Origin of the sequence: Bacteroides mediterraneensis (genome assembly GCF_900128455.1) — a bacterium.
GTDB classification, from domain to species: domain Bacteria; phylum Bacteroidota; class Bacteroidia; order Bacteroidales; family Bacteroidaceae; genus Phocaeicola; species Phocaeicola mediterraneensis.
The window spans coordinates 2352185-2374517 of sequence record NZ_LT635783.1 but is presented as its reverse complement, the minus strand read 5'-3'; the positions used below and the strand labels follow the sequence as shown (position 1 = coordinate 2374517).

Here is a 22333-nt window from a genome sequence, read left to right as displayed (position 1 = left end):
GCTAACTAAAACTATTATTAATAAATGAACGCGTTAAGAAATTATCTCGATAAGATAAAGCCTAACTTTGAAGAGGGAGGCAAATTTCATGCTTTTCGTTCTGTGTTCGACGGGTTTGAAACATTCCTGTTTGTTCCGAACACAACTTCGAAGACAGGTACGCACATCCACGATGCGATTGATAGCAAACGTATCATGTCGTTTGTGGTGATTGCCCTGATACCGGCCTTGCTGTTCGGTATGTATAATGTGGGTTACCAGCATTTCCATGCAACGAATGTGGAAGGTAGCTTCATTGAAATGTTCGGCTACGGTTTTCTGGCTGTATTGCCGAAAATTATTGTTTCATACGTAGTCGGTCTGGGTATCGAATTTATCGTAGCTCAGTGGAAGAAGGAAGAAATTCAGGAAGGTTTCCTGGTTTCCGGTATGTTGATTCCGATGATTGTGCCGGTTGACTGTCCGTTGTGGATGCTGGCCGTGGCAACTGCCTTCTCTGTAATCTTTGCCAAGGAAGTATTCGGTGGTACAGGTATGAACATCTTCAACCCTGCGTTGATTACCCGTGCTTTCCTGTTCTTCGCTTATCCGACCAAGATGTCTGGTGACACCGTTTGGGTATCCAGCGACAGCATTTTTGGACTGGGCCATACAGTGGATGGTCTGACTGCTGCTACTGCACTGGGACAGGCTTCTACGGCTACAGATGCCATGGCTTATCCTCCTTTCTCTTGGGATATGGTAACAGGTTTGATTCCGGGCTCTATCGGTGAAACCAGTGTCATCGCTATCGCTATCGGTGCGGTTATCTTGTTGTGGTCTGGTGTAGCAAGCTGGAAGACGATGTTGTCTGTATTTGTAGGTGGTGCCTTCATGGGTTGGATTTTCAATACCATCGGTCCGGACACGGCAATGGCTCACATGCCTTGGTACGAACACCTGTGCGTAGGTGGTTTCTGCTTCGGTGCTGTATTTATGGCTACCGACCCTGTGACTTCTTCACGTACGGAAAACGGTAAGTTCCTGTATGGTTTCCTGATTGGTGCCATGGCTATCATTATCCGTGTGCTGAATCCGGGTTATCCAGAAGGTATGATGCTGGCTATCCTGCTGATGAACATCTTTGCTCCGCTGATCGACTATGTAGTAGTTCAGGGCAATATTTCCCGCCGTGCAAAACGTGCTATGTCTAACAAATAAAAACCGAAAATACAATGAATACCAATAGTAACTCTTATACTATCATTTATGCTTCGGTAATGGTTGTTATCGTAGCATTCTTGTTGGCTTTCGTCAACTCTTCTTTGCGCGACTTGCAGGGAAAGAACGTAGAGCTGGATACTAAGAAGCAGATTCTTTCTTCTCTGGGCATCAAAGGGGTGCAGGATGCAGAAGCTGAATTTGCTAAAGTCGTGAAATCGGATATGGTGGTTGCTGAAGACGGCACACTGACTCCGTACGACGGCGCTTTCGTGACTTCATACGAAAAGGATTTCAAGGAAAACGGTCGTGCCCACATCTTCGTGTGCGAAGTGGACGGACAGACTAAATATGTGATTCCGGTATATGGTGCAGGTCTTTGGGGCGCTATCTGGGGATATGTGGCTCTGAATGAAGACAAAAATACCGTGTATGGCACATATTTCTCTCATGCATCTGAAACTCCGGGTCTGGGAGCTGAAATTGCAGGAGAACATTTCCAGAGTGAATTCAAGGACAAACATGTGATGGACGGCGACAACGTAGGTTTGGGAGTCGTAAAGAACGGAAAGGTAGAAAATCCGGAATTCCAGGTCGACGGTATCTCCGGCGGTACAATCACTTCAACTGGTGTGGACGCCATGTTGAAAGGATGTATGGCACATTACACTAAATTTTTAACATCTAAAGAATAAGGAGGAGAACGATAATGGGAAGTTTATTTTCAGCTAAGAACAAAGAAGTATTTTCTGCTCCGATCAGCATGAACAACCCGGTAACCGTACAGGTGTTGGGTATCTGTTCTGCTCTGGCCGTTACTTCCAAATTGGAACCGGCCATCGTGATGGGTCTTTCCGTAACCATCATTACCGCTTTCTCTAACGTGGTAATCTCCTTGTTGCGTAAGACTGTTCCTAACCGTATCCGTATCATCGTACAGCTGGTGGTAGTGGCTGCCTTGGTAACTATCGTAAGTGAACTGTTGAAGGCTTTTGCCTACGACGTGAGCGTACAGCTGTCTGTTTACGTAGGTTTGATTATTACCAACTGTATCCTGATGGGACGTCTGGAAGCATTCGCCATGTCAAACGGCCCGTGGGAATCTTGCCTGGACGGTATCGGTAACGGTCTGGGTTATGCCAAGATTCTGGTAATCGTTGCATTCTTCCGTGAATTGCTGGGTTCAGGTACCCTGTTGGGATTCAATATCCTGAACTACGACGCAATCAAGAGTGCCGGTTATGTAAACAACGGTTTGATGTTGATGCCGCCGATGGCTCTGATTATCGTAGCGTGCCTGATCTGGTACCAGCGTGCTAAACACAAAGAACTGCAAGACAAAGAATAATTATTAACCAAAAACGGAAATTAAAAATCCAGAATTATGGAACATTTTTTGAGTTTATTGGTCCGCTCAATCTTTGTGGACAATATGATATTTGCGTTCTTCCTGGGTATGTGTTCATACCTGGCTGTTTCGAAGAACGTGAAGACTGCCCTCGGTCTGGGTATTGCCGTAACTTTCGTGCTGGTGGTTACCTTGCCGGTCAACTACCTGTTGCAGACGAAGGTGTTGGCTGCCGACGGCATTCTGGGAATTGACCTGAGCTTCTTGAGCTTCATCCTCTTCATTGCCGTAATCGCGGCTATCGTTCAGCTGGTGGAAATGGTGGTAGAACGCTTCAGTCCTTCACTGTATGCGTCACTGGGTATCTTCCTGCCGCTGATTGCTGTAAACTGTGCCATCATGGGTGCTTCTCTGTTCATGCAGCAGCGTATCACGCTGAGCCCGTCTGACCCGAAATACATCGGCGACATCTGGGATTCTATCTCATACGCCCTGGGTTCAGGTCTCGGCTGGATGCTGGCTATCGTAGGTCTGGCTGCCATCCGTGAGAAAATGGCTTACTCTGACGTACCTGCTCCGCTGAGAGGACTGGGTATCACTTTCATCACTGTAGGTCTGATGGCAATGGCATTTATGTGTTTCTCTGGTTTGAACATCTAATAGGAAAGGAATAAGACAATGGATATGAATTTTATTTTAGCGAGCATTGGAGTATTCCTGGTGACTATTCTGGTGCTGGTAGTCATCCTGCTGGTAGCAAAGAATTTCCTTGTGGCTTCCGGCAACGTGAAACTGACTATCAACGGCGACAAGGAAATGGAAGTGGAATCCGGCTCTACGTTGCTGAACACACTGGCCGTTAACGGCGTATTCTTGCCGTCGGCTTGTGGTGGTAAGGGTTCTTGCGGACAGTGCAAGTGTCAGGTGATTGAAGGAGGTGGCGAAATCCTGCCTTCTGAAGTGAGCCACTTCAGCCGCAAGCAGCAGAAAGACCACTGGCGTCTGGGCTGCCAGGTGAAGGTGAAAGGTGACCTGTCTATCAAGGTGCCTGAATCTGTAATGGGTGTAAAGGAATACGAATGTACCGTTATCTCCAACAAGAACGTGGCTACTTTCATCAAGGAATTCAAGGTGCAGTTGCCTAAGGGTGCCCACATGGACTTCATCCCGGGTTCATACGCACAGATCAAGATTCCTAAATATGAAATGGACTACAACAAGGATATCGATAAAGACCTTATCGGTAAGGAATACCTGCCTGCATGGGAAAAGTTCGGTTTGTTTAACCTGAAGTGTAAAAACGAAGAAGAAACCATCCGTGCTTACTCTATGGCCAACTATCCGGCTGAAGGCGACGTATTCATGCTGACAGTGCGTATCGCTACTCCGCCGTTCAAACCCGACCGCAGCGGTTTCATGGATGTGATGCCGGGTATCGCTTCTTCTTACATCTTTACCCTGAAACCGGGTGACAAGGTGCTGATGAGTGGTCCTTACGGAGACTTCCATCCGATTTTCGATTCTAAGAAGGAAATGATCTGGGTCGGTGGTGGTGCCGGTATGGCTCCGCTGCGTGCACAGATTATGCACATGACTCGTACGTTGAACACAAGAGATCGCGAACTGCACTATTTCTACGGTGCCCGTGCGCTGAACGAAGTGTTCTATCTGCAAGACTTCCTGCAGCTGGAAAAAGACTTCTCGAACTTCCACTTCCACTTGGCACTCGACCGTCCGGATCCGGCAGCCGATGCAGCGGGCGTGAAGTACACTCCGGGATTCGTTCATCAGGTAATGTACAACACTTACTTGAAAGACCACGAAGCTCCGGAAGACATCGAATACTACATGTGTGGTCCTGGTCCGATGTCAAAAGCTGTGGTTAACATGCTGGATAGCCTGGGCGTTGAAAGCTCTTCTATCATGTATGATAACTTCGGTGGATAATCAAGAGATTATAAGTCTTGAAATAAAGAAAGCCTCTGCACAGCGCAGGGGCTTTTTTTATGACCATAAGGTACCCATTGTCGGTTGTTTGTAGTCATACGGATAGAATGGGCTGTGGGAAGTGGGTATTGGAGTAAAGAAGATTTGCTTGTCTTTCTTTTATGAAATCCAATTTGTCAAACAGTATACAAGTAGTCATGAATAGGAGGAGAAATAAGGCTATATATTACAAAAGTGTGAAGAAATTGTTCATTTTGATACTCTGTTCTTGATGTACGTCAATAAATGATAGGGGATAAGCGATTTTTTCTCCAGTTTGTTTTTGTGTTGTTCAACATGTTCTTATCTTTGTATCGGTAAAAAGAAATAGCTCGAGCTAAACTAGATTATTTTAGGTAACACAGTTTTTAGGTAAAAGATTTTAAAGGTATGAAAAGATTAGGATTAACATTGGTAGCCGCATTGGCATTTTCAGTTTCTATGTTTGCAGAAGGTGTGAACGAAAACAACAACGCACAGAAGTGGAACGGTTCAATCAACAAGACCAAGCTGACTAAGTATTTGAACCTGTCATCTACTCAGCACGAGAAAGTGGCTGATATCTGCGACTACTTTGAACAGGAAATGACTCGCGCCAACGCTTCAAAGACTGAAAACAAGGAAAAAGTCCGTAAGGCAGTCTATGGTAACTTGAAGCTGATGAAACAGACGCTGGACGAAAAGCAGTATTCAAACTACGTACGTCTGATGGCCATGACACTGCGCAATAAAGGTATCGACTTGAACGAAGCAAAATAAAGAAATATTTTTGACCTTTTCCTACCCCGAAGACTAGCGGAAGTTCTTCGGGGTTTTTTATTTCCTTGCGAATCCTTCCCCAAGAATGGCTTTTCTAATATGTGTTTTCTAAGCTGTTGTGTTTCTGTGGGTTAGTGTAGGAGTGGCGGGCGGAATAGAGACTGAGAAAAAACGCAAGTGCGTTTGAATCAAAACACAAGTACGTTTCAGATAAAACGCAAGTGCGTTTGAAGTAAAACGTAAGTACGTTTTCAGGGAAACGCAAGTGCGTTCTTTTATGGACAATTTCTCTGTTTGGGAGGTCCATCTCATTCCTCGTGATAGTCATTCAAGCGGTCGTTCCAGAGATATTTCCGGGTCTCGCTGACGATAACACCCGAGAGCAGAAGCAGGGAGATGAGGTTCGGAATGGCCATGAGGGCATTGGCTACATCCGCAAAGTTCCACACGAGGGACAGATTGACTACGGAACCTACATACACCATTACAATCCACACCAGCCGGTAGGCCAGCATGATTTTCCGCCCTCCCAAGTATTCCATCGCCTTTTGCGAGTAGTACGTCCAGCCCAGAATGGTGCTGAAGGCGAAAGTCACGATGCCGAATGACAAGATGGGGGTACCGATGTAGGGGATTTTCGCGAAGGCCATCTTGGTCAGGGCCGCGTCGCTTGTGTAGTCGATGTCCGGATAGGCCAAGATGCTGCTCACCAGCACCAGTCCGGTCAGGGCACAGATGACTACCGTATCCCAAAAGGTACCCGTGGAAGAAACCAGTGCCTGGCGCACCGGGTTGCGTGTCTGGGCGGCAGCAGCCACGATAGGAGCCGAGCCCAGTCCTGATTCATTGGAAAAAAGTCCCCGTGCAATGCCGTAACGGGCCGCCATCATCACCGTGGTGCCCACGAAACCGCTTCCTGCCGCGCGGGCCGAGAAAGCCGATTCCAGAATGAGCCGGACGGAAGCACCCAGATATGCGTGGTTCACTATCAGAATATAAATGCAGCCTGCCACATAGAGGAGGGCCATGAGCGGAACGAGTCCCATGCAGACTTTGGCGATACTTTTTACGCCGCCAATCACTACAAGCGCAGTCAGGGCACTCATTACTACCCCTGTCAGGTGAGTCGATACTCCGTAGGATTCATGGAGTAGCAAGGAAATGGAATTGGCCTGCACCGTGTTGCCGATGCCGAAAGCCGCCAGTGCGGTGAAGATACAGAACAGGATGCCCAGCCATTTCATGCCCAGTCCGCGTTCCAATGCGTACATCGGTCCGCCAATCATTTCGCCCGATTTGTTTTTGACCCGGTATTTCACAGCCAGCAATCCTTCGGCATATTTTGTAGACATCCCGAAAACACCTGTGAGCCAGCACCAGAACACGGCGCCCGGTCCGCCCAGTGCCACGGCAGTGGCCACTCCGATGATATTACCCGTACCGATGGTGGCCGCCAGTGAAGTGGCCAGTGCCCCGAACTGGCTGACGTCGCCGCCGGCTTCCCGATCCTTGCTGACGGAAAGCCGCAGGGCTTTGAGAATGTGCAACTGTGGGAAACGCAACCGGATGGTCAGGTAAAGATGCGTACCCAAAAGCAGGATAATCATGGGCCATCCCCATAAGAACGAACTGATTTCCTGTACAATCTTCGTAATCTGTTCCATTTTCTGTTTGTCTTGATTTTGTTTGCAAAAGTATGAATAATAAATCAAAACACATAAAAATGTGACAGAAATGAATGCAGGGTCAGGATTTTTCTTTCAAAAGTTCCTCCATGCGGAGCAGCTCGTCGCGGTATTGTGCCGCTTCGATGAAGTCCAGTTTCTTGGCCGCTTCCTGCATAAGCTTGCGGGTGCGGTCGATGCTTTTCTGCAACTGGTCTTTCGTCATATACTGTACCACGGGGTCGGCTGCCGCATGCAGCTGGGCTTCTGTTTCGGTATAAGCCTTGGGAGCCTTCGGCTTGCTTTCTGCCGCGGAAGAAGACCGTTCGATATCGAGCAGGGCGTTGTTGCGCGAGCGCGTAATCTGTTTCGGCGTGATGCCGTGGGCCTCGTTGTAGGCCAGCTGTTTTTCTCGCCGGCGGTTGGTCTCGTCGATGGTCTGCCGCATGCTGTCCGTGATATGGTCGGCATACATGATGACTTTTCCGTTCACGTTGCGGGCGGCACGTCCGGCCGTCTGGGTGAGCGAGCGGTGCGACCGCAGGAAACCTTCCTTGTCGGCATCCAGAATGGCCACCAGCGACACTTCCGGCAGGTCGAGTCCCTCACGCAGCAGGTTCACACCTACCAGCACGTCGTAGATACCCTGCCGCAGGTCGTCCATGATTTTGATGCGCTCCAGCGTGTCCACGTCGCTGTGGATATAGGCACAGCGGATGCCGTTGTTGAGCAGGTATTCCGTCAGTTCCTCCGCCATGCGCTTGGTCAGGGTGGTGACCAGTACACGTTCCTCCTTTTCGATGCGCTGCTGTATCTCCTCCATCAGGTCGTCTATCTGGTTCAGGCTGGGGCGTACCTCGATGACCGGGTCCAGCAGTCCGGTGGGACGGATTACCTGTTCCACCACGATGCCCTCACTCTGTTGCAGTTCGTACTCTGCCGGGGTCGCACTCACATAAATCACCTGCTTGGCCATCTGCTGGAATTCCTCGAACGTAAGCGGACGGTTGTCCATGGCTGCCGGCAGACGGAATCCGTATTCCACCAGGTTCGTCTTGCGGGCCCGGTCGCCGCCATACATGGCCCGTATCTGTGGCACGCTGACGTGGCTTTCGTCGATGACAATCAGAAAATCCTCCGGAAAAAAGTCGAGCAGGCAGTAAGGACGGGTGCCCGGTTCGCGTCCGTCAAAGTAGCGCGAATAGTTCTCGATGCCCGAGCAGTGTCCCAGTTCGCGCAGCATTTCCATGTCGTACGTCACCCGTTCATACAGACGCTTGGCTTCGTATGGTTTCCCGATTTCCTCAAAATAAGCCACCTGCTTCGTCAGGTCATCCTCAATCTGGTGGATGGCCCGGAGCGTACTCTCCTTGGTTGTCATGAAGAGGTTGGCCGGGTAAATCTTGTATTCGTCGAACGTGCCGAGGCGATGGCCCGAAATGGGGTCTATCTCCTCGATGCCGTCTATCTCGTCGTCCCAGAACATCACCCGGAGCACGCTGTCGGTATAGGCCAGTGAGATGTCTACCGTGTCGCCCTTCACCCGGAAGTTGCCACGGTTCAGTTCAATGTCGTTGCGCACGTACAGACTGTCCACCAGCCGGCGCAGGAACACGTTGCGGTCCAACAGTTTCCCCTTCTTGATTTCAATGACGTTGTTGTAGAAGTCCGCCGGGTTTCCCATACCGTAGATGCACGACACGGACGACACCACAATGACATCCTTCCGTCCCGAAAGCAGGGCAGAAGTGGCCGCCAGCCTCAGCTTGTCGATTTCCTCGTTGATGGCCAGATCCTTTTCTATATAGGTGTCGGTCGAAGGGATGTATGCCTCCGGCTGGTAATAATCGTAGTAAGACACGTAATACTCCACGGCATTGTGCGGGAAGAAGTTCTTGAACTCCCCGTAGAGCTGTGCGGCCAGCGTCTTGTTGTGACTCAGAATCAGGGTCGGCTTGTTGACGTTCTTGATGACATTCGCAATGGTGAAGGTCTTTCCAGACCCGGTGACTCCCAGCAGAGTCTGTGCAGGCACATGCTGCTTGACGCCTTCGGTCAGCTGGGCGATGGCTTCCGGCTGGTCGCCGGTGGGCTGGTAGTCGGATATCAGTTCGAAATTCATGAAAACAGGAATAGCTAATTGAAAACGGATGTAAAATTACATATTATTTTATACATCCCTTTGCCCGTCCTGAAAAATTACATTAAAAAACGTCCGAGAGTTGGATTATTCGCTGGAAAAGAGTAATTTTGCGCAACTATCTTGATAAATATGAAGAAATATATTGCAATGGCCCTCCTTTCTGCGGGAATCTTATCTTCCTGCGGAGAGTATAATAAGGTGCTGAAAAGCACTGACTACGAATACAAATACGAAGCGGCAAAGAGTTATTTTGCCAAGGGACAGAATTCGCGTGCGGCTACTATTCTGGAAGAACTGATTCCTATCCTGAAAGGTACGTCCAACGGAGAAGAGTCTTTGTATATGCTTGCGATGACTTATTATAATCAGGGGGACTATGTGACGGCTTCACATTATTTCAATACTTACTACACTACTTATCCGCGCGGTACTTATACGGAACTGGCACGTTTCTTCAGTGGGAAGGCGCTGTATCTCGACACTCCGGAGCCGCGTCTGGACCAGAGCAGCACCTATAAGGCCATTCAGGAGTTGCAGATGTTCATGGAATACTTCCCGATGAGCGACCGGAAGGAACTGGCTCAGAACATGATTTTTGAGTTGCAGGATAAGCTGGTAGAGAAGGAATATCTTTCTGCGAAACTTTATTACGACCTGGGGTCTTATTCCGGAAATGCGGTGTACAGCAGCACGGGTAACAACTATCTGGCTGCCATCGTCACGGCACAGAACGTGTTGAAGGAATATCCTTACACAAAGATGCGGGAAGACCTTTCTATCCTGATTCTCCGTGCAAAGTACCACATGGCCAAAGAGAGTGTGCTTGAAAAACGGGAAGACCGCATGCGCGAGACCGTGGACGAATATTATGCGTTCAAGAATGAATTTCCGGAAAGCAAATACATGAAGGAGGTGGAGACTATTTATGCCGATGTCAGCAAGTATGTTTCCACGGATGAAGATGAATAATAAACGTTTATAATTATAAATAAGGAATTATGGATTACAAAAAGACAAACGCTCCTACAACTACCGTTACTCGTAATTTGATGGAACTCTGTGAGGACACAGGCAATATCTATGAAACAGTAGCTATCATCGGCAAACGTGCCAATCAGATTGCTGCAGAGATGAAGAATGACCTCTCCAAGAAATTACAGGAGTTTGCTTCTTACAACGATAATCTGGAAGAGGTGTTTGAAAACAGAGAGCAGATTGAAATCTCTCGCTATTACGAAAAACTCCCGAAACCGACATTGATTGCCACGCAGGAGTACATCGAAGGAAAGGTTTACTATAGAAACCCTGCAAAGGAAAAAGAAAAATTGCAGTAATCCTTATTGGAACGAATTGATTGAATGCGCACGCGCATTTGGGCTTGTCATTCTGAGCGCATCCGGCAGGAACCGTCGCCCTCAGAATGACATTTATTTTTGAGAACCTCTTTTTGACGATTGAATTATGATACAGAGAATACAGACAGTTTATTTGCTGATAGTAGCCATCCTGATGGTGGTGATGATGTCTGCTTCCGTAGGAAGTTTCTATACAGACAAGAATATTTGTGAAATGACAAACCTTTCCTACATGCTTCCGGACGGCAATGTGAACTATACGCCGTGGGCGTTGTTCGCCGTGCTGACGGTGGTGGCCGTAGTGGCGCTGGTGACGATTTTCTTGTACCGGAAGCGGATGCTGCAAATTCGTCTCACGATTTTCAATACCATCGTATTGGTGGGGTATTATCTGGTGCTGGCTTATTTTGTGGTGAATCCGGACAAGGCTTTCGATGACTACAGTTTCATGCCTTCGTGGACGGTCTGCCTGCCGCTGGTGAGCATCATTCTGAACTGGCTTGCCATCCGTGCCATCGGCAAGGACGAGATGCTGGTAAAGGCTTACGAAAGACTGCGCTGATACAGGCGTGGCGATATCTCTGAAACGAGATGCGCCCTTCTTCCTGCTTCGGGAAAGAGGGCGCATCTCGTTTTTTCTGTCGGTATCTTTGGAAAACTGCTATTCAAAGACATACATCTCGGAAGGGCTGGTACGTCTCAACGGGATGACTTCCACGTCTTTGCCTACCAAGATATTTTCCTGGCGGAAGGCCAGCTCTACGGTCTTGAAGGCCAGTTCCGGATGATTGTTGTCCTTGCTCAGGTGGCAGAGCCACAGGTATTTCAGTCCTTTGGGGAAATGCTTGCTCAGGTAGTCGGCCATTTCGTGGTTGCTCATGTGTCCGTTGGGTCCGGCAATGCGTTCCTTCAGGTGCTGGGGGTAAGGTCCCATCTTCAGCATGGTGTCATCGTAATTGGCTTCCATAATCAGGTAGTTGCTCTGCTGGATGTAGTGTGCCGCCGTGGGGGTGATGTGTCCGATGTCGGTCAGGAAAGAGAAGGTCTTGTCGCCGGCCGTGATGCAGTAGCCCACATTGTCGGTACCGTCGTGGGGCACCTCGAAGCAGGTGATGTGGAAATCGCCCAGTGTGAAGCTTTCTTCTTTCCGGATGAAATGCATGCGTTCCGGACTCAGTCGTTCGGTCATGCAATAGCTGTGGCGCATGCCCTCATGTATTTCGTGGGTGGTGTAGACCGGAAGTCCGTGCCGTTCTCCCAGGTGGCCGACTGCTTTGATGTGGTCGGCATGGTCGTGGGTGACGAGTACGCCTTGTATGCCTTCCAGGTTTAGCATACGGTCTTTGAACACTTTTTTGATGGTGCGGATGCCAATGCCGGCATCAATCAATATAGCGGTGTGGTCGGTAGCCAGGTAGTAGCAATTGCCGCTGCTTCCGCTTGCCAGACTCATGAACTGTACTTTCATCTCTTTTTCTTTTTTGCTAAAGGAACGCAAAGATACGGAAAAAAAGACAGAAATCAAATAAGGCCGTCCCGAAAGGAACGGCCTTGAAATGGATTATAGTATGTTTTTTCAGCTTGCGATTGGTCAGAACTGGAAGAAGTTCTTGGCGTTGTAGTAGCTGATGTCTTCCACCATCTGCTGCACGCGCGGCATTTCGCTGACCGGAATTTCTCCGTTCTCCACGTCTTTGCCCAGCAGGTTGCAGAGTGTACGGCGGAAATATTCATGGCGCGGATAGGAGAGGAATGAACGGGAGTCGGTGAGCATGCCCACAAAGCGGCTCAACAGCCCCAGCAGGGAAAGTGCGTTCATCTGTTTCTCCATGCCGTCTTTCTGGTCGAGGAACCACCAGCCTGAACCGAACTGAATCTTGCCCGGTATCGTGCCGTCCTGGAAGTTGCCCAGCATGGTGGCAATCACTTCGTTGGCACAAGGGTTCAGGTTGTAGAGGATGGTCTTGGTAAGTTTGCCTTCCGTGTTCAGGCGGTCGAGGAATTTCGACATGGACTTGGCAGTGCTGAATTCGCCGATGGAGTCGAAACCTGTGTCGGGACCAATCAGCTTGAACATCTTTGTGTTGTTGTTGCGGATGGCTCCGTAGTGGTACTGTTGTGTCCAGCCGGTTTCCCAGTCCATCTCACCGAATACCACCAGCATGGCCGACTTGAACTTCAGGATTTCTTCGTGGGTCAGCGGGGTACCGCCATATACCTTGTTAAAGATGGCGCGGATTTCGGCATCCGTATAGTCTTCCGCGTAGAACTCTTCGATACCGTGGTCGGACAGCTTGCAGCCTTGTGCGGCGAAGAAGGCATGACGCTTGCGCAGGGCCTCTACCATGTCGTCGAAGCTGGAGATGCTGACGCCGCTCACTTCGCTCAGTTTTTCCACGTAGGCACGGAAATCGGCAGGTACTTCCACAGCCATGGCCTTGTCCGGACGCCAAGTGGGCAGCATCTTGATTTCAAAGCCGCTTTCACGGGTAGCGATGTGGTATTCCAGTGAATCCACCGGGTCGTCGGTAGTACATACCGTTTCCACATGGTAACGGCGCATCAGGTTGCGGGCGGAATATTCCGGAGTAGCCAGTTTGGCATTACATTCGTCAAAGATTTCGCGGGCGGTAGATGGATTCAGAATCTTGTCGATGCCAAAAGCTGTTTTCAGTTCCAGGTGCGTCCAGTGGTACAATGGGTTACGGAGCGTGTAGGGAACGGTCTCTGCCCATTTTTCGAACTTTTCCCAGTCGGAGGCATCGCCGGTGCAATAACGTTCAGCCACACCGTTGCTTCGCATGGCACGCCATTTATAGTGGTCACCTCCCAGCCAGATTTCGGTGATAGACTTGAACTGGTAATCGTCGGCCACCATTTTCGGACTCAGGTGACAGTGGTAGTCGATGATGGGCATCTTGGCCGCATGGTTGTGATATAGTTCCTGCGCGGTTTCAGTCTGCAACAGGAAGTTTTCATCCATAAATTTCTTCATGACGAATGTGTTTTTTAATGTTTGTAGGGTTGTATTTAAGCGGCAGGTTACAATTTATTTATGTTGGGCAACATAAAATATCGATTACCTTTCCGTTATCGAACACGAAAGTAGAAATTTTCTTTGGAATAACAAAATATTTATTACCTTTGCAACACTCATTTATGAAATTTAATGTTGCCGAGGGAAATCTAATTAATTGAAAAATAGATGTTTATAGGGTGTGAATGAGCCAAAAAGAAACAATTTTGTGAATTAAAGATATAGTATGAAAGCATTGAACAAAGAGACCGCCCGTAAGACGGTCCGTCCGGAAAGAATCATCCAGTTTGGTGAAGGGAATTTCCTCCGTGCATTTGTGGACTGGATTATTTACAACATGAACGAAAAGGCCGACTTCAACAGCAGCGTGGTAGTGGTACAGCCCATCGAAAAGGGAATGATTGACAAGCTGAACGCTCAGGATTGCCTGTATCATGTCAACCTGCAGGGACTGGAAAAAGGAGAGGCTGTGAACAGCCTGACGATGATTGACGTCATCAGCCGTGCCCTGAATCCTTACCACCAGTTCCAGGATTTCCTGAGACTGGCCGAACAACCCGAGATGCGTTTCGTGATTTCCAATACGACGGAAGCGGGCATTGCCTTCGACCCTTCCTGCAAGCTGGACGATGCGCCGGCTTCATCCTATCCCGGAAAACTGACACAGCTTTTGTATCATCGCTATCAGACCTTCCAGGGCGATATGTCGAAAGGGCTGATTATCTTCCCGTGTGAACTGATTTTCCTGAACGGGCACAAGCTGAAGGAGACCATCTACCAGTACATCGAACTCTGGAACCTGGGCGACGGCTTCAAAAACTGGTTTGAAAAGGCTTGCGGTGTATATGCCACGCTGGTCGACCGTATCGTACCGGGATTCCCGCGCAAGGACATCGACGCCATCAAGGAAAAGTTGCAATATGACGACAACATGGTGGTACAGGCCGAAATCTTCCACTTGTGGGTCATCGAGGCGCCGAAGGAAGTTGCCGCCGAATTCCCTGCCGACAAGGCCGGACTGAACGTGCTGTTCGTACCGTCGGAAGCACCGTACCATGAACGGAAGGTGACCTTGCTGAACGGTCCACATACCGTACTCTCTCCGGTGGCATACCTTTCCGGCATCAATATCGTGCGCGATGCCTGCCAGCATCCGGTGGTCGGCAAGTTCATCCATAAGGTGATGTTCGACGAACTGATGGAAACCTTGAATCTGCCGAAAGAGGAGCTGGAGAAATTTGCACACGATGTGCTGGAACGCTTTAATAACCCGTTTGTAGACCATCAGGTGACTTCCATCATGCTGAATTCCTTCCCGAAATACCAGACCCGTGACCTGCCCGGACTGAAAACGTACTTGCAGCGTAAGGGCAAACTGCCCGAAGGACTGGTACTGGGACTGGCTGCCATCATCACTTACTATAAAGGAGGTGTACGTGCCGATGGGGCTGAAATTGTCCCCAACGACGCACCGGAAATCATGGATTTGCTGAAACAGCTGTGGGCTACGGGCGATACGGCCAAGATTGCGGAAGGTGTGCTGGGGGCCACTTCTATCTGGGGCGAAGACCTGAACCTGATTCCGGGGCTGAAGGAAGCCGTGAAGAAAGACCTTGACAGCATTCAGGAGAAAGGTATGCTGGAAACGGTGAAGGCCATTCTTTGACAATTAATTGTTAGAATTCCATATTCATCTTGACGGGAGGAAAGGCAGATAAAGGGCCGTTTCCTCCCGTTTTGTTTGTATAAACTTGCATTTTCGATTCTTTTTTTATATCTTGCCTTCAAAGTAGGAGGCAGGTATGGAAATCACCGCACAAGTACAAAAGGAATTGGAGCTTTTCAATCGTGGACGCACGCGTGACAATGGAGCCTATCTTATCAGCATGGCGACCGAGTATCGCCCGTATTATGCGCTGTGGCGCGAATTTCTTTCTCCTCCGTCCTATCTCTTTGTCCGTACGCTGGGCGTGACGTTGGATGCGGCTTCGGCCCGTGCCTTCTCGATGTTGCAGAACTGTAATGTGAGGCTGGAAACAGCCGACAATGAACGGTTTGAACCGTATTACGGCCTTTTGGACGATTTGATGCCTTTCGGCAAATACAAGGGAAAACATTTGGCGGAGATATATTACATTGACCCTTCGTATATACTTTGGCTGGCCAACAAGTTTGAGCCTCACAATCCGCGGTATGAACGTACGGTGGAACTGGCCAAACGTTTTGCCGTGGTACACTTTGAACTGACCGTGCGCAAGCCGCGTATCGCTTCCGTCAGCCAGTTTGTGCGGGAGGTGGGTGATACGTTGAAAGATTTGCAGGTAACGGTGCTTCACGTGCGGTTGCAGGTAGATACTTATAAACCTGATTTTTTTGTCGACCAGAACGTGCTGGCGGCCGACCGCGACGGCAACCGTTTCACGTTTCTTGTCAAGGCCCGTGCCCGTAGCCTGAGTCCCAATGTGCTGAGTTGTCGCAGCCGGGCGATTGAGCCGCAACAGTTCCTGCATTTGCTGTCGGCCAAGGTGATGTCGCACTATGAATCACACGGGGTACGCTATACCCGGCTGGGATATGTGAAGCTGGCGTGAAGGAAGGCCCGGCGTACGTATTCTTTTTTCAAGTCCAAGGGTTTAAGCACCTGCTGGTCGTAGGTCAGCAAGTCGATGTCGAGGGGGATGCGTCCTTCCTCCTTGCTTTGGGGAGTTCGGCCGTTGGTCTGTTCGATTTCTTTCAGTAAGTTCCGTACCTCCTTCATGGCCAGTGAGGTATGAAAACGGGCCGCCCGGTTCAGAAACGGTTGCGGGTTGCTCATCCTTTCCGGTTGTGTCTCCACGATTTCCCCCCATTCAATTCCCGGGAAAAGCCGTTGCAGCGACTCTTCCGCATTCTTCAGGTGAAGCCGGGCGTCCAGGTTGGAACCCATGCAGAGCAGGCAGGTATGAGATACATCAGTTTCGGGCATGGCGGGTATGTGCTTTACGGAATACAAAATACAATCCTACGGCAATGAAAGGGAGGCTCAGAATCTGTCCCATGTCTATCGGAAGAGCATTCTCAAAGTCCACTTGTCTTTCCTTCAGGAATTCCACGAAGAAACGGAAGGTGAAAATCAGGGTGATGCACAGACCGAAATAAAATCCTTTCTGCACACGGTCTTTCCGTGTCCGGTAGACGGCCAGCATAATCAGGAAGAAGACGAAATACGCCAGTGCCTCGTAGAGCTGGGCCGGATGGCGGGGCTGCATGTCCACACGTTCGAAGACGAAGGCCCAAGGCACATTCGTGGGCATACCGATGATTTCAGAGTTCATCAGGTTGGCCAGACGGATGAATCCGGCCCCCAAAGGAGCGGCGATACCCATCATGTCGAGGATATCAAGAAAATGAATTTTCGTTTTTCGGCAGAAAAGGACCAAGGCCAGAATCAGCCCCAGCGTACCACCGTGGCTGGCCAGTCCGGCATATCCGGTGAACACCCATCCCCCTTGCGGCAGGAAGTGAACCGGAAGGATGATTTCCAGCGGATGGCTCAGGAAATACTGTGGGTCATAAAAGAGACAGTGCCCCAGTCGTGCTCCGGCAAAGATTCCGATGAAACTGTAAGTGAACAGGGTTTGAAACGTATCCAGCGGAAGCCCTTTCTGTTTGTACAGACGGTAGACCACTTGTGTGCCGCTCAGAATGGCGATAACCCAGCACACGCTGTACCATCGGAGCGTAAACCCTCCAAGGTGAAACAAGGCCGGGTCCGGATTCCAGTGTATATAAAGTAATTCCCTCATTTTTCCTTTTTTTAAGAATCGGAGCAAAGGTAAGGAAAAATGAGGGAATATGCGAATGAAAAAGACGTTTACGAATTTTCTTCTGCAGATTGCGCTTGCTGATAGGCTTCCATTTCCTTCCGGCTGCGGCTGGAAGTAACCAGATAGACCCCACCGAAAATCAGTACCACGGCAATGATTTTCGTCAGGTTGAAGGAATCCATGCCCCAGCATACGGCCACGATGCAGGCTACCAGCGGCTGGATGTAGTTGTACATGCCGGCTACCGTCGGACGGAGGTTCTTCTGGCCCACCACAATCAGCATGTAACTGATGAAGGTGGCCCCTACCACGATGAAGATAAGGCTGCCGATTTCAGTGGCCTGCAGTCCGGCCCAGTCGGCATTCATCAGGTCGCGGGCCGAGAAGGGGAGTGTGCAGATGAAGGAATAGGTGAACATCCACTTCATGATGGTGATGAGCGAATATTTGTTTACGAAGTCCTTGAAGCGCACGATATAGAAGGCATAGCAGAACTGGGCGAATAACACCAGCAAATCTCCCCAGATGGCCGTGTGGCTGGCAGAAGAAGCAGCCGGCTGGTTCTGACTGCTTCCCAGGATAAGCAGCAAGGCACCTCCCGCACCGCAGGCAATACCCAGCACCTTCTTTCCGGTAATCGGTTCTTTCAGGATGAAGGCAGCCAGTACCATGGCCCAGAGCGGCATGCTTGTAGTGATGATGGACGCATCGCCCGGCGAGCTCAGGCTCACGCCGAAAATAAACGAACCCTGATTGAACACGATGGCAAACAGGGAAGCGAAAAACAGCGTAATCAAGTCCTTGTGGTTCACGTGCTCCGGTTTCTGAAACAGGGAGGCAATCCAGAACAATACCATGGCTCCCCCGATACGCAAGTCCGTAACGACCAGCGGTGTGACGGCCCCCCCGGCCATCAGCAATTTGGACATGGGCGACATCAGCCCCCACATTGTGTTGGCTCCCAGCATGGAAGCATGTCCTTTCCAGCTAAATTTTTCCATATAGTCTGTGTCTTAATTATTTTCAAAAAACGCTGCAAAGTTAGGAAGGAGTGAGGGATTAATATTGTATTTTTGTGCTATAATCATGAAGAATACGACTATGTGGAAGGAAAATCTGTATCAGCAGGTGGAGATTCTTTTGAGAGAGCACGATGAATTTCCAATCGGGGAGCACCAGCACTCATTTTTTGAGATGGCCTATATTCTGGAGGGGAGCGGCACTTTTTGTGCCCATACGGTGGGCAGCGAGCGGGAGTGTCATACCTACGAGGCGGGCGACCTCTTCCTGATTCCGCCCAGCCGGATACACGTGTACACCATCCGCACGCACAGCCGTTATGTGTTTATCCGCTTTACGGAGAATTATGTGTTCGACAGCATCGGCCACTACGTGGGGCGCGCGCTCGAGGTGCAGTCGGGGTTCCGGATGCAGCCGGCTGCGGCCGACCGTGAAGCCATCCGTCGGCTCATGGAACTGTTGGTGGAAGAAGCCTCTGGCAAGCGTGCCTTGTCCGAGATGCTTTTGTCGAACTATGTGAACAGCCTCATCCTGCTGGCTGCCAGGGGACTGGATGCCACGGAAACGGGAGTGGGACCGGAAGGAGACAAGGCCCGGAACCTGCTGCTCTACATCGAACAGCATATCGACCAGCCCGATGAACTCCGGCTGGAAGCCTTGGCCGCCCGCTTTCAGTTGTCGCCCACCTACATTGGACGTTTCTTCAAGCGGAATTTCGGTGAGGATTTCCGGCTTTATGTTTCCAAGAACCGCCTGAAGCGGGTGGAGGAGTTGCTCACGGGTACCCGCATGAGTGTGAAGGAGATTGCCAGCCGGATGGGATACATCGACTCCTGCTACCTGAACAAGCTTTTCCGGCAGCACCACGGGATGACTCCCATGGACTACCGGAAAGCGCATGCACCCGAAGCCGGCGGGCATCAGTTGTAAGTAATCTCGAAAGTAAGCGTGTCGTAGGCCTCTTTGGTGGTTTCCTTCACGTTCTTTTCTTCGTATCGATATCCCCTGTCCGGATTTTTGGGGTCAATCAGTTCCGTACCTACCACCACGTCATATTCCCGTGTCACGACCTCGAAGCGTAAAAAAAGGCATAAAAAAACGCAAGTGCGTTTGGAATAAAACGCCTTTGCGTTTGACTTAAAACGCAAGTACATTTTACTTGAAACGTCCTTGCGTTTTTGGGCTATTCGCAAGGTCCTCTTTTTCAGGATGTTTCTTACTGGTACAGGAAGCGCTTGATGCTCTTCTTGGCTGTTTTTTCAAACTCTTCCGGGTACAGTTTCACGTGCGTGATCTGCGCATACGCCGGCAGCACCTTGTTCAGTTCGATGCGGTTCTGGTCGAGGGCTACTTCCAGCTGCTGTTTGCTCAGTCCGTGAGAAAGTGCGTCGTCCATGTCCGGATAAATCAGGGCCACCAGTTTGTTGTCTTTCAGGATGACCAGCGATTCGTTCACATACGGCATATTGTTGAGGCGTGCCTCGATTTCTTCCGGATAAATGTTCTGTCCCGAAGCCGTGAGCAGCATGTTTTTGCAGCGTCCCTTGATGAAGATGTTCCCATCGGCATCCTTGATGGCCATGTCGCCCGTGTGCAGCCAGCCGTCCTTGTCGATGGTCTGTGCAGTGGCAGCCTCATTTTTGTAGTAGCCCAGCATCACGTTCATGCCGCGGCACACCAGTTCCCCGGGCACACGCTCCGGATTGTCGGAGAGCACTTTCGTCTCCATGTTAGCCACTGTCTTTCCACATGAAGTGTACAGAATCTCATCCCAGCGGCTGTGGCAGATGAGCGGGGCGCATTCCGTCATGCCGTAGGCAATGGTGTAGGGGAAATTGATTTTCCGCAGGAAGGCCTCCACTTCGGCGTTGAACGGGGCACCTCCCACCACAATTTCGATGAAATTCCCGCCGAACACTTCCATGGCCTGCTGGCGGATTTGTTCCTTGATTTTGTCGCTGATGATGGGCAGGTTCAGCAGCAGCTTGCCCAGCCGGTTGTCCACCTTCGGCAGAATGTTCTTCTTGAAAATCTTCTCCACGATGAGCGGCACGCAGGCAATGACCCGCGGACGGATGACAGCAAACGATTCGGCAATGATTTTCGGACTCGGCATGCGGGTGAGGAACCACAAGTGTGCGCCCACGGTGATGCCGTAAAGAAAATCGAACACCAGTCCGAAGATATGTCCCAGCGGAAGCATGGACACGATACTGTCGCCCGCCTTCAGTCCCACCTTGTGATGGATGTGTACGATGTTGGAAAGGATGCTCCGGTAGGGCAGCATCACCCCTTTGGAATAGCCCGTAGTGCCCGAGGTGTAGTTGATGACAGCCAGTTCTTCCGGCTCTTCCCGGCGGTAGGACACCTGTTCGGCACGGAAACGGCAGGGATATTTCTTGCCGAATTCCTCGTTCAGGTGCTCACGGGCATACGTGAGCTGTTCCGAGCGTGACACCACCAGGTCGAAATTCTTCAGTTCGATGATTCCCTCCAGGTTCGGCATGGCTGCTTCGTTGAACTCCTCCCACACTTGGTCGCCCACGAAAAGCATGCGGGCTTCCGAATGGTTGACGATGTGGTGCACGTTGTCGGCTTTGAATTCATGGAGAATGGGAACGGCTACCGCCCCGTAGGTGACCACCCCTAAGAAAGTGGCCGTCCAATTGGCACTGTTGCGCCCGCACAGCGCGATTTTGTCTCCCTTCCGGATGCCTGCCCGTTCGAGCAGGATATGCATTTTCTCTATCTTTCTTGCTACGTCCTTGTATTGCAGGGTAGCTCCTTTGTAGTCTGTCAGTGCATCACGGTCCCAGTTGGCGCGGATGCTTTCTTCCACAAGCTGTATGAAACTGTCTTGTATTTCCATTTCAAATTGCACAATGTTTGACACAATGTGCGCAAAAGTAATAAAAGTTGATAGAACTTTACCTATGAGGCTTCCTTTTTTTACAAAATTCCGACCTTTAGGACATTTTTCTTTCCTTCATCATCCTGCTTGTATCCCTTCCAGCAACCAGTACACGATGGCAGCCAGCAGTCCGCTTACGGGAATGGTGAGTACCCATGCAGTCATCAGTTCCCGGGTGATTCCCCAGCGGACGGCCGACAGGCGTTTGGTGGTACCCACCCCGATGATGGCCCCCGATATGGTATGGGTTGTGCTGACCGGAATCTTCAGGTATTCCGTGAGATATAGGGTAAAGGCTCCGGATGTTTCTGCAATCACTCCTTCCAGTGGCGTCACTTTGGTAATCCGGCTTCCCATGGTCCGTACGATTTTCCAGCCTCCGGACATGGTGCCCAGAGAAATGGCCGTGAAGCAGGAAAAGGCTACCCAGTCGGGCAGGTCGGCCACGCTGTGCACACCCATACTGATACCTTGTGAATGGGCAGCAATCAGGGCCGCAGCAATGATGCCCATTACTTTCTGTGAGTCGTTCAGGCCGTGTCCGATGCTGAACAAGGCGGAAGACAGCAGCTGAAGTTTCTTGAACCATTTTTCGGCGGTGTGGGGGTGGGCTTTCCGGCACAGATTCAGCACCAGTAGGGTAAACAGGAAAGCTACGACCATACCGATGAGGGGAGCCAGAAAAATGAACAGTACGATTTTCAGGATGACGGCGCTATGGATGGCCTCGAATCCGTGGGCGGTGATAGCGGCTCCGGCAAATCCGCCAATGAGGGTGTGGGAGGAAGAAGAAGGGATGCCCTTCCACCAGGTCCACAGATTCCAAATGACGGCGGCAATGACTCCTGCAAGGATGACGGGCAGTGTGATGTAGGGTTCGTAGACGGTCTTCGATACTGTGTTGGCGATACCGAAATCGCCGATGAGGTATTTGGCGATGAAGAACGCCACAAAGTTGAAACAGGCAGCCCATACGACGGCCTGGAGCGGACTCAGCACCTTGGTCGACACGATGGTGGCGATGGAGTTGGCCGCGTCGTGGAATCCGTTGATATAGTCAAAGAGCAACGCAAGTACGAGGATGGCAATGAGTAATTCCATGAC

The 22333-nt window shown here is 50.3% G+C and carries 22 protein-coding genes; 12 read left to right on the top strand and 10 right to left on the bottom strand.

The window, feature by feature from the left end; genetic code table 11:
• Nucleotides 1-24: 24 nt before the first annotated feature.
• From BQ7480_RS09940 to BQ7480_RS09915, 6 genes are all read left to right on the top strand, one after another.
• Nucleotides 25-1200, top strand: a complete 1176-nt coding sequence (locus tag BQ7480_RS09940) for an NADH:ubiquinone reductase (Na(+)-transporting) subunit B (RefSeq protein WP_072542715.1) — start codon at nucleotides 25-27, stop codon at nucleotides 1198-1200.
• A gap of 14 nt (nucleotides 1201-1214) precedes the next feature.
• Nucleotides 1215-1895, top strand: a complete 681-nt coding sequence (locus tag BQ7480_RS09935) for a Na(+)-translocating NADH-quinone reductase subunit C (protein ID WP_072542714.1) — start codon at nucleotides 1215-1217, stop codon at nucleotides 1893-1895.
• Between the two features lie 14 nt (nucleotides 1896-1909).
• Entirely contained in the window at nucleotides 1910-2548 is a 639-nt protein-coding gene (locus tag BQ7480_RS09930; protein WP_022354364.1) for an NADH:ubiquinone reductase (Na(+)-transporting) subunit D, read from the top strand.
• Nucleotides 2549-2584: 36 nt separating this feature from the next.
• Nucleotides 2585-3208 carry an NADH:ubiquinone reductase (Na(+)-transporting) subunit E gene (gene nqrE, locus BQ7480_RS09925; RefSeq protein WP_072542713.1) on the top strand — a complete coding sequence of 208 codons (624 nt, stop codon included), beginning with the start codon at nucleotides 2585-2587 and terminating at the stop codon, nucleotides 3206-3208.
• Between the two features lie 18 nt (nucleotides 3209-3226).
• Nucleotides 3227-4495 (top strand): NADH:ubiquinone reductase (Na(+)-transporting) subunit F, encoded by a 1269-nt coding sequence (gene nqrF, locus BQ7480_RS09920; protein WP_072542712.1) that lies wholly within the window; start codon nucleotides 3227-3229, stop codon nucleotides 4493-4495.
• A gap of 429 nt (nucleotides 4496-4924) precedes the next feature.
• Nucleotides 4925-5293, top strand: a complete 369-nt coding sequence (locus tag BQ7480_RS09915; RefSeq protein ID WP_072542711.1) for a hypothetical protein — start codon at nucleotides 4925-4927, stop codon at nucleotides 5291-5293.
• Between the two features lie 308 nt (nucleotides 5294-5601).
• On the opposite strand, the gene BQ7480_RS09910 is transcribed toward BQ7480_RS09915, so the two are convergent.
• Both BQ7480_RS09910 and uvrB read right to left on the bottom strand, forming a co-directional pair.
• Entirely contained in the window at nucleotides 5602-6957 is a 1356-nt protein-coding gene (locus tag BQ7480_RS09910; protein ID WP_072542710.1) for an alanine/glycine:cation symporter family protein, read from the bottom strand.
• Nucleotides 6958-7039: 82 nt separating this feature from the next.
• Nucleotides 7040-9079, bottom strand: coding sequence for an excinuclease ABC subunit UvrB (gene uvrB, locus BQ7480_RS09905; RefSeq protein ID WP_072542709.1), 2040 nt, complete (start codon nucleotides 9077-9079; stop codon nucleotides 7040-7042).
• Nucleotides 9080-9229: 150 nt separating this feature from the next.
• Here uvrB and BQ7480_RS09900 point away from each other — a divergent pair, with 150 nt between their 5' ends.
• From BQ7480_RS09900 to BQ7480_RS09890, 3 genes are all read left to right on the top strand, one after another.
• Complete coding sequence (locus BQ7480_RS09900) at nucleotides 9230-10069, top strand: outer membrane protein assembly factor BamD (RefSeq protein ID WP_072542708.1); 840 nt, start codon at nucleotides 9230-9232, stop codon at nucleotides 10067-10069.
• 29 nt (nucleotides 10070-10098) lie between these two features.
• Nucleotides 10099-10434 carry a DNA-directed RNA polymerase subunit omega gene (locus BQ7480_RS09895; protein ID WP_022353325.1) on the top strand — a complete coding sequence of 112 codons (336 nt, stop codon included), beginning with the start codon at nucleotides 10099-10101 and terminating at the stop codon, nucleotides 10432-10434.
• A gap of 127 nt (nucleotides 10435-10561) precedes the next feature.
• A complete protein-coding gene (locus BQ7480_RS09890; protein WP_072542707.1) occupies nucleotides 10562-11017 on the top strand; it encodes a DUF4293 domain-containing protein in 456 nt (151 codons plus the stop codon).
• 99 nt (nucleotides 11018-11116) lie between these two features.
• On the opposite strand, the gene BQ7480_RS09885 is transcribed toward BQ7480_RS09890, so the two are convergent.
• Both BQ7480_RS09885 and uxaC read right to left on the bottom strand, forming a co-directional pair.
• A complete protein-coding gene (locus BQ7480_RS09885) occupies nucleotides 11117-11923 on the bottom strand; it encodes an MBL fold metallo-hydrolase (RefSeq protein WP_072542706.1) in 807 nt (268 codons plus the stop codon).
• Nucleotides 11924-12046: 123 nt separating this feature from the next.
• The gene (gene uxaC / locus BQ7480_RS09880; RefSeq protein ID WP_072542705.1) at nucleotides 12047-13450 is read right to left on the bottom strand and encodes a glucuronate isomerase; all 1404 of its coding nucleotides are present in this window, start codon (nucleotides 13448-13450) and stop codon (nucleotides 12047-12049) included.
• A 268-nt stretch (nucleotides 13451-13718) separates the two neighbouring features.
• On the opposite strand from uxaC, the gene BQ7480_RS09870 reads away from it, so the two are divergent.
• Both BQ7480_RS09870 and BQ7480_RS09865 read left to right on the top strand, forming a co-directional pair.
• Nucleotides 13719-15158 carry a tagaturonate reductase gene (locus BQ7480_RS09870; RefSeq protein ID WP_072542703.1) on the top strand — a complete coding sequence of 480 codons (1440 nt, stop codon included), beginning with the start codon at nucleotides 13719-13721 and terminating at the stop codon, nucleotides 15156-15158.
• Between the two features lie 136 nt (nucleotides 15159-15294).
• Nucleotides 15295-16083 (top strand): exodeoxyribonuclease X C-terminal domain-containing protein, encoded by a 789-nt coding sequence (locus BQ7480_RS09865; protein WP_072542702.1) that lies wholly within the window; start codon nucleotides 15295-15297, stop codon nucleotides 16081-16083.
• Here BQ7480_RS09865 and BQ7480_RS09860 read toward each other — a convergent pair.
• The 3 genes from BQ7480_RS09860 to BQ7480_RS09850 form a co-directional block, all read right to left on the bottom strand.
• Nucleotides 16050-16457, bottom strand: a complete 408-nt coding sequence (locus BQ7480_RS09860; RefSeq protein WP_072542701.1) for a 2-amino-4-hydroxy-6-hydroxymethyldihydropteridine diphosphokinase — start codon at nucleotides 16455-16457, stop codon at nucleotides 16050-16052. The genes BQ7480_RS09865 and BQ7480_RS09860 overlap by 34 nt on opposite strands.
• Nucleotides 16444-17277: a prolipoprotein diacylglyceryl transferase gene (gene lgt, locus BQ7480_RS09855; RefSeq protein ID WP_072542700.1), complete on the bottom strand. Its 834-nt coding sequence runs from the start codon at nucleotides 17275-17277 to the stop codon at nucleotides 16444-16446. The genes BQ7480_RS09860 and lgt overlap by 14 nt, the downstream gene beginning before the upstream one ends.
• Nucleotides 17278-17345: 68 nt before the next feature.
• A complete protein-coding gene (locus tag BQ7480_RS09850) occupies nucleotides 17346-18299 on the bottom strand; it encodes a DMT family transporter (RefSeq protein ID WP_022353318.1) in 954 nt (317 codons plus the stop codon).
• Nucleotides 18300-18384: 85 nt separating this feature from the next.
• Between BQ7480_RS09850 and BQ7480_RS09845 the strand changes: the two genes are divergently transcribed.
• Complete coding sequence (locus BQ7480_RS09845) at nucleotides 18385-19248, top strand: helix-turn-helix domain-containing protein (protein ID WP_235816668.1); 864 nt, start codon at nucleotides 18385-18387, stop codon at nucleotides 19246-19248.
• Here the strand turns inward: BQ7480_RS09845 and BQ7480_RS17875 are convergent.
• The 3 genes from BQ7480_RS17875 to BQ7480_RS09835 form a co-directional block, all read right to left on the bottom strand.
• On the bottom strand, nucleotides 19239-19385 hold the full coding sequence (locus BQ7480_RS17875; RefSeq protein WP_154670762.1) for a hypothetical protein: 147 nt from the start codon (nucleotides 19383-19385) through the stop codon (nucleotides 19239-19241). The two genes, BQ7480_RS09845 and BQ7480_RS17875, sit on opposite strands and share 10 nt — an antisense overlap.
• 149 nt (nucleotides 19386-19534) lie before the next feature.
• Nucleotides 19535-21187: an AMP-binding protein gene (locus tag BQ7480_RS09840; protein ID WP_072542698.1), complete on the bottom strand. Its 1653-nt coding sequence runs from the start codon at nucleotides 21185-21187 to the stop codon at nucleotides 19535-19537.
• A 120-nt stretch (nucleotides 21188-21307) separates the two neighbouring features.
• Entirely contained in the window at nucleotides 21308-22330 is a 1023-nt protein-coding gene (locus BQ7480_RS09835; protein ID WP_072542697.1) for an inorganic phosphate transporter, read from the bottom strand.
• Nucleotides 22331-22333: the final 3 nt, after the last annotated feature.

Bases quoted from the DNA above. Each gene is read 5' to 3' on its own strand.
- BQ7480_RS09940 (WP_072542715.1), top strand. From the start codon at position 25: ATGAACGCGTTAAGAAATTATCTCGATAAGATAAAGCCTAACTTTGAA.
- BQ7480_RS09935 (WP_072542714.1), top strand. From the start codon at position 1,215: ATGAATACCAATAGTAACTCTTATACTATCATTTATGCTTCGGTAATG.
- BQ7480_RS09930 (WP_022354364.1), top strand. From the start codon at position 1,910: ATGGGAAGTTTATTTTCAGCTAAGAACAAAGAAGTATTTTCTGCTCCG.
- nqrE (WP_072542713.1), top strand. From the start codon at position 2,585: ATGGAACATTTTTTGAGTTTATTGGTCCGCTCAATCTTTGTGGACAAT.
- nqrF (WP_072542712.1), top strand. From the start codon at position 3,227: ATGGATATGAATTTTATTTTAGCGAGCATTGGAGTATTCCTGGTGACT.
- BQ7480_RS09915 (WP_072542711.1), top strand. From the start codon at position 4,925: ATGAAAAGATTAGGATTAACATTGGTAGCCGCATTGGCATTTTCAGTT.
- BQ7480_RS09910 (WP_072542710.1), bottom strand. From the start codon at position 6,957: ATGGAACAGATTACGAAGATTGTACAGGAAATCAGTTCGTTCTTATGG.
- uvrB (WP_072542709.1), bottom strand. From the start codon at position 9,079: ATGAATTTCGAACTGATATCCGACTACCAGCCCACCGGCGACCAGCCG.
- BQ7480_RS09900 (WP_072542708.1), top strand. From the start codon at position 9,230: ATGAAGAAATATATTGCAATGGCCCTCCTTTCTGCGGGAATCTTATCT.
- BQ7480_RS09895 (WP_022353325.1), top strand. From the start codon at position 10,099: ATGGATTACAAAAAGACAAACGCTCCTACAACTACCGTTACTCGTAAT.
- BQ7480_RS09890 (WP_072542707.1), top strand. From the start codon at position 10,562: ATGATACAGAGAATACAGACAGTTTATTTGCTGATAGTAGCCATCCTG.
- BQ7480_RS09885 (WP_072542706.1), bottom strand. From the start codon at position 11,923: ATGAAAGTACAGTTCATGAGTCTGGCAAGCGGAAGCAGCGGCAATTGC.
- uxaC (WP_072542705.1), bottom strand. From the start codon at position 13,450: ATGAAGAAATTTATGGATGAAAACTTCCTGTTGCAGACTGAAACCGCG.
- BQ7480_RS09870 (WP_072542703.1), top strand. From the start codon at position 13,719: ATGAAAGCATTGAACAAAGAGACCGCCCGTAAGACGGTCCGTCCGGAA.
- BQ7480_RS09865 (WP_072542702.1), top strand. From the start codon at position 15,295: ATGGAAATCACCGCACAAGTACAAAAGGAATTGGAGCTTTTCAATCGT.
- BQ7480_RS09860 (WP_072542701.1), bottom strand. From the start codon at position 16,457: ATGCCCGAAACTGATGTATCTCATACCTGCCTGCTCTGCATGGGTTCC.
- lgt (WP_072542700.1), bottom strand. From the start codon at position 17,277: ATGAGGGAATTACTTTATATACACTGGAATCCGGACCCGGCCTTGTTT.
- BQ7480_RS09850 (WP_022353318.1), bottom strand. From the start codon at position 18,299: ATGGAAAAATTTAGCTGGAAAGGACATGCTTCCATGCTGGGAGCCAAC.
- BQ7480_RS09845 (WP_235816668.1), top strand. From the start codon at position 18,385: ATGAAGAATACGACTATGTGGAAGGAAAATCTGTATCAGCAGGTGGAG.
- BQ7480_RS09840 (WP_072542698.1), bottom strand. From the start codon at position 21,187: ATGGAAATACAAGACAGTTTCATACAGCTTGTGGAAGAAAGCATCCGC.
- BQ7480_RS09835 (WP_072542697.1), bottom strand. From the start codon at position 22,330: ATGGAATTACTCATTGCCATCCTCGTACTTGCGTTGCTCTTTGACTAT.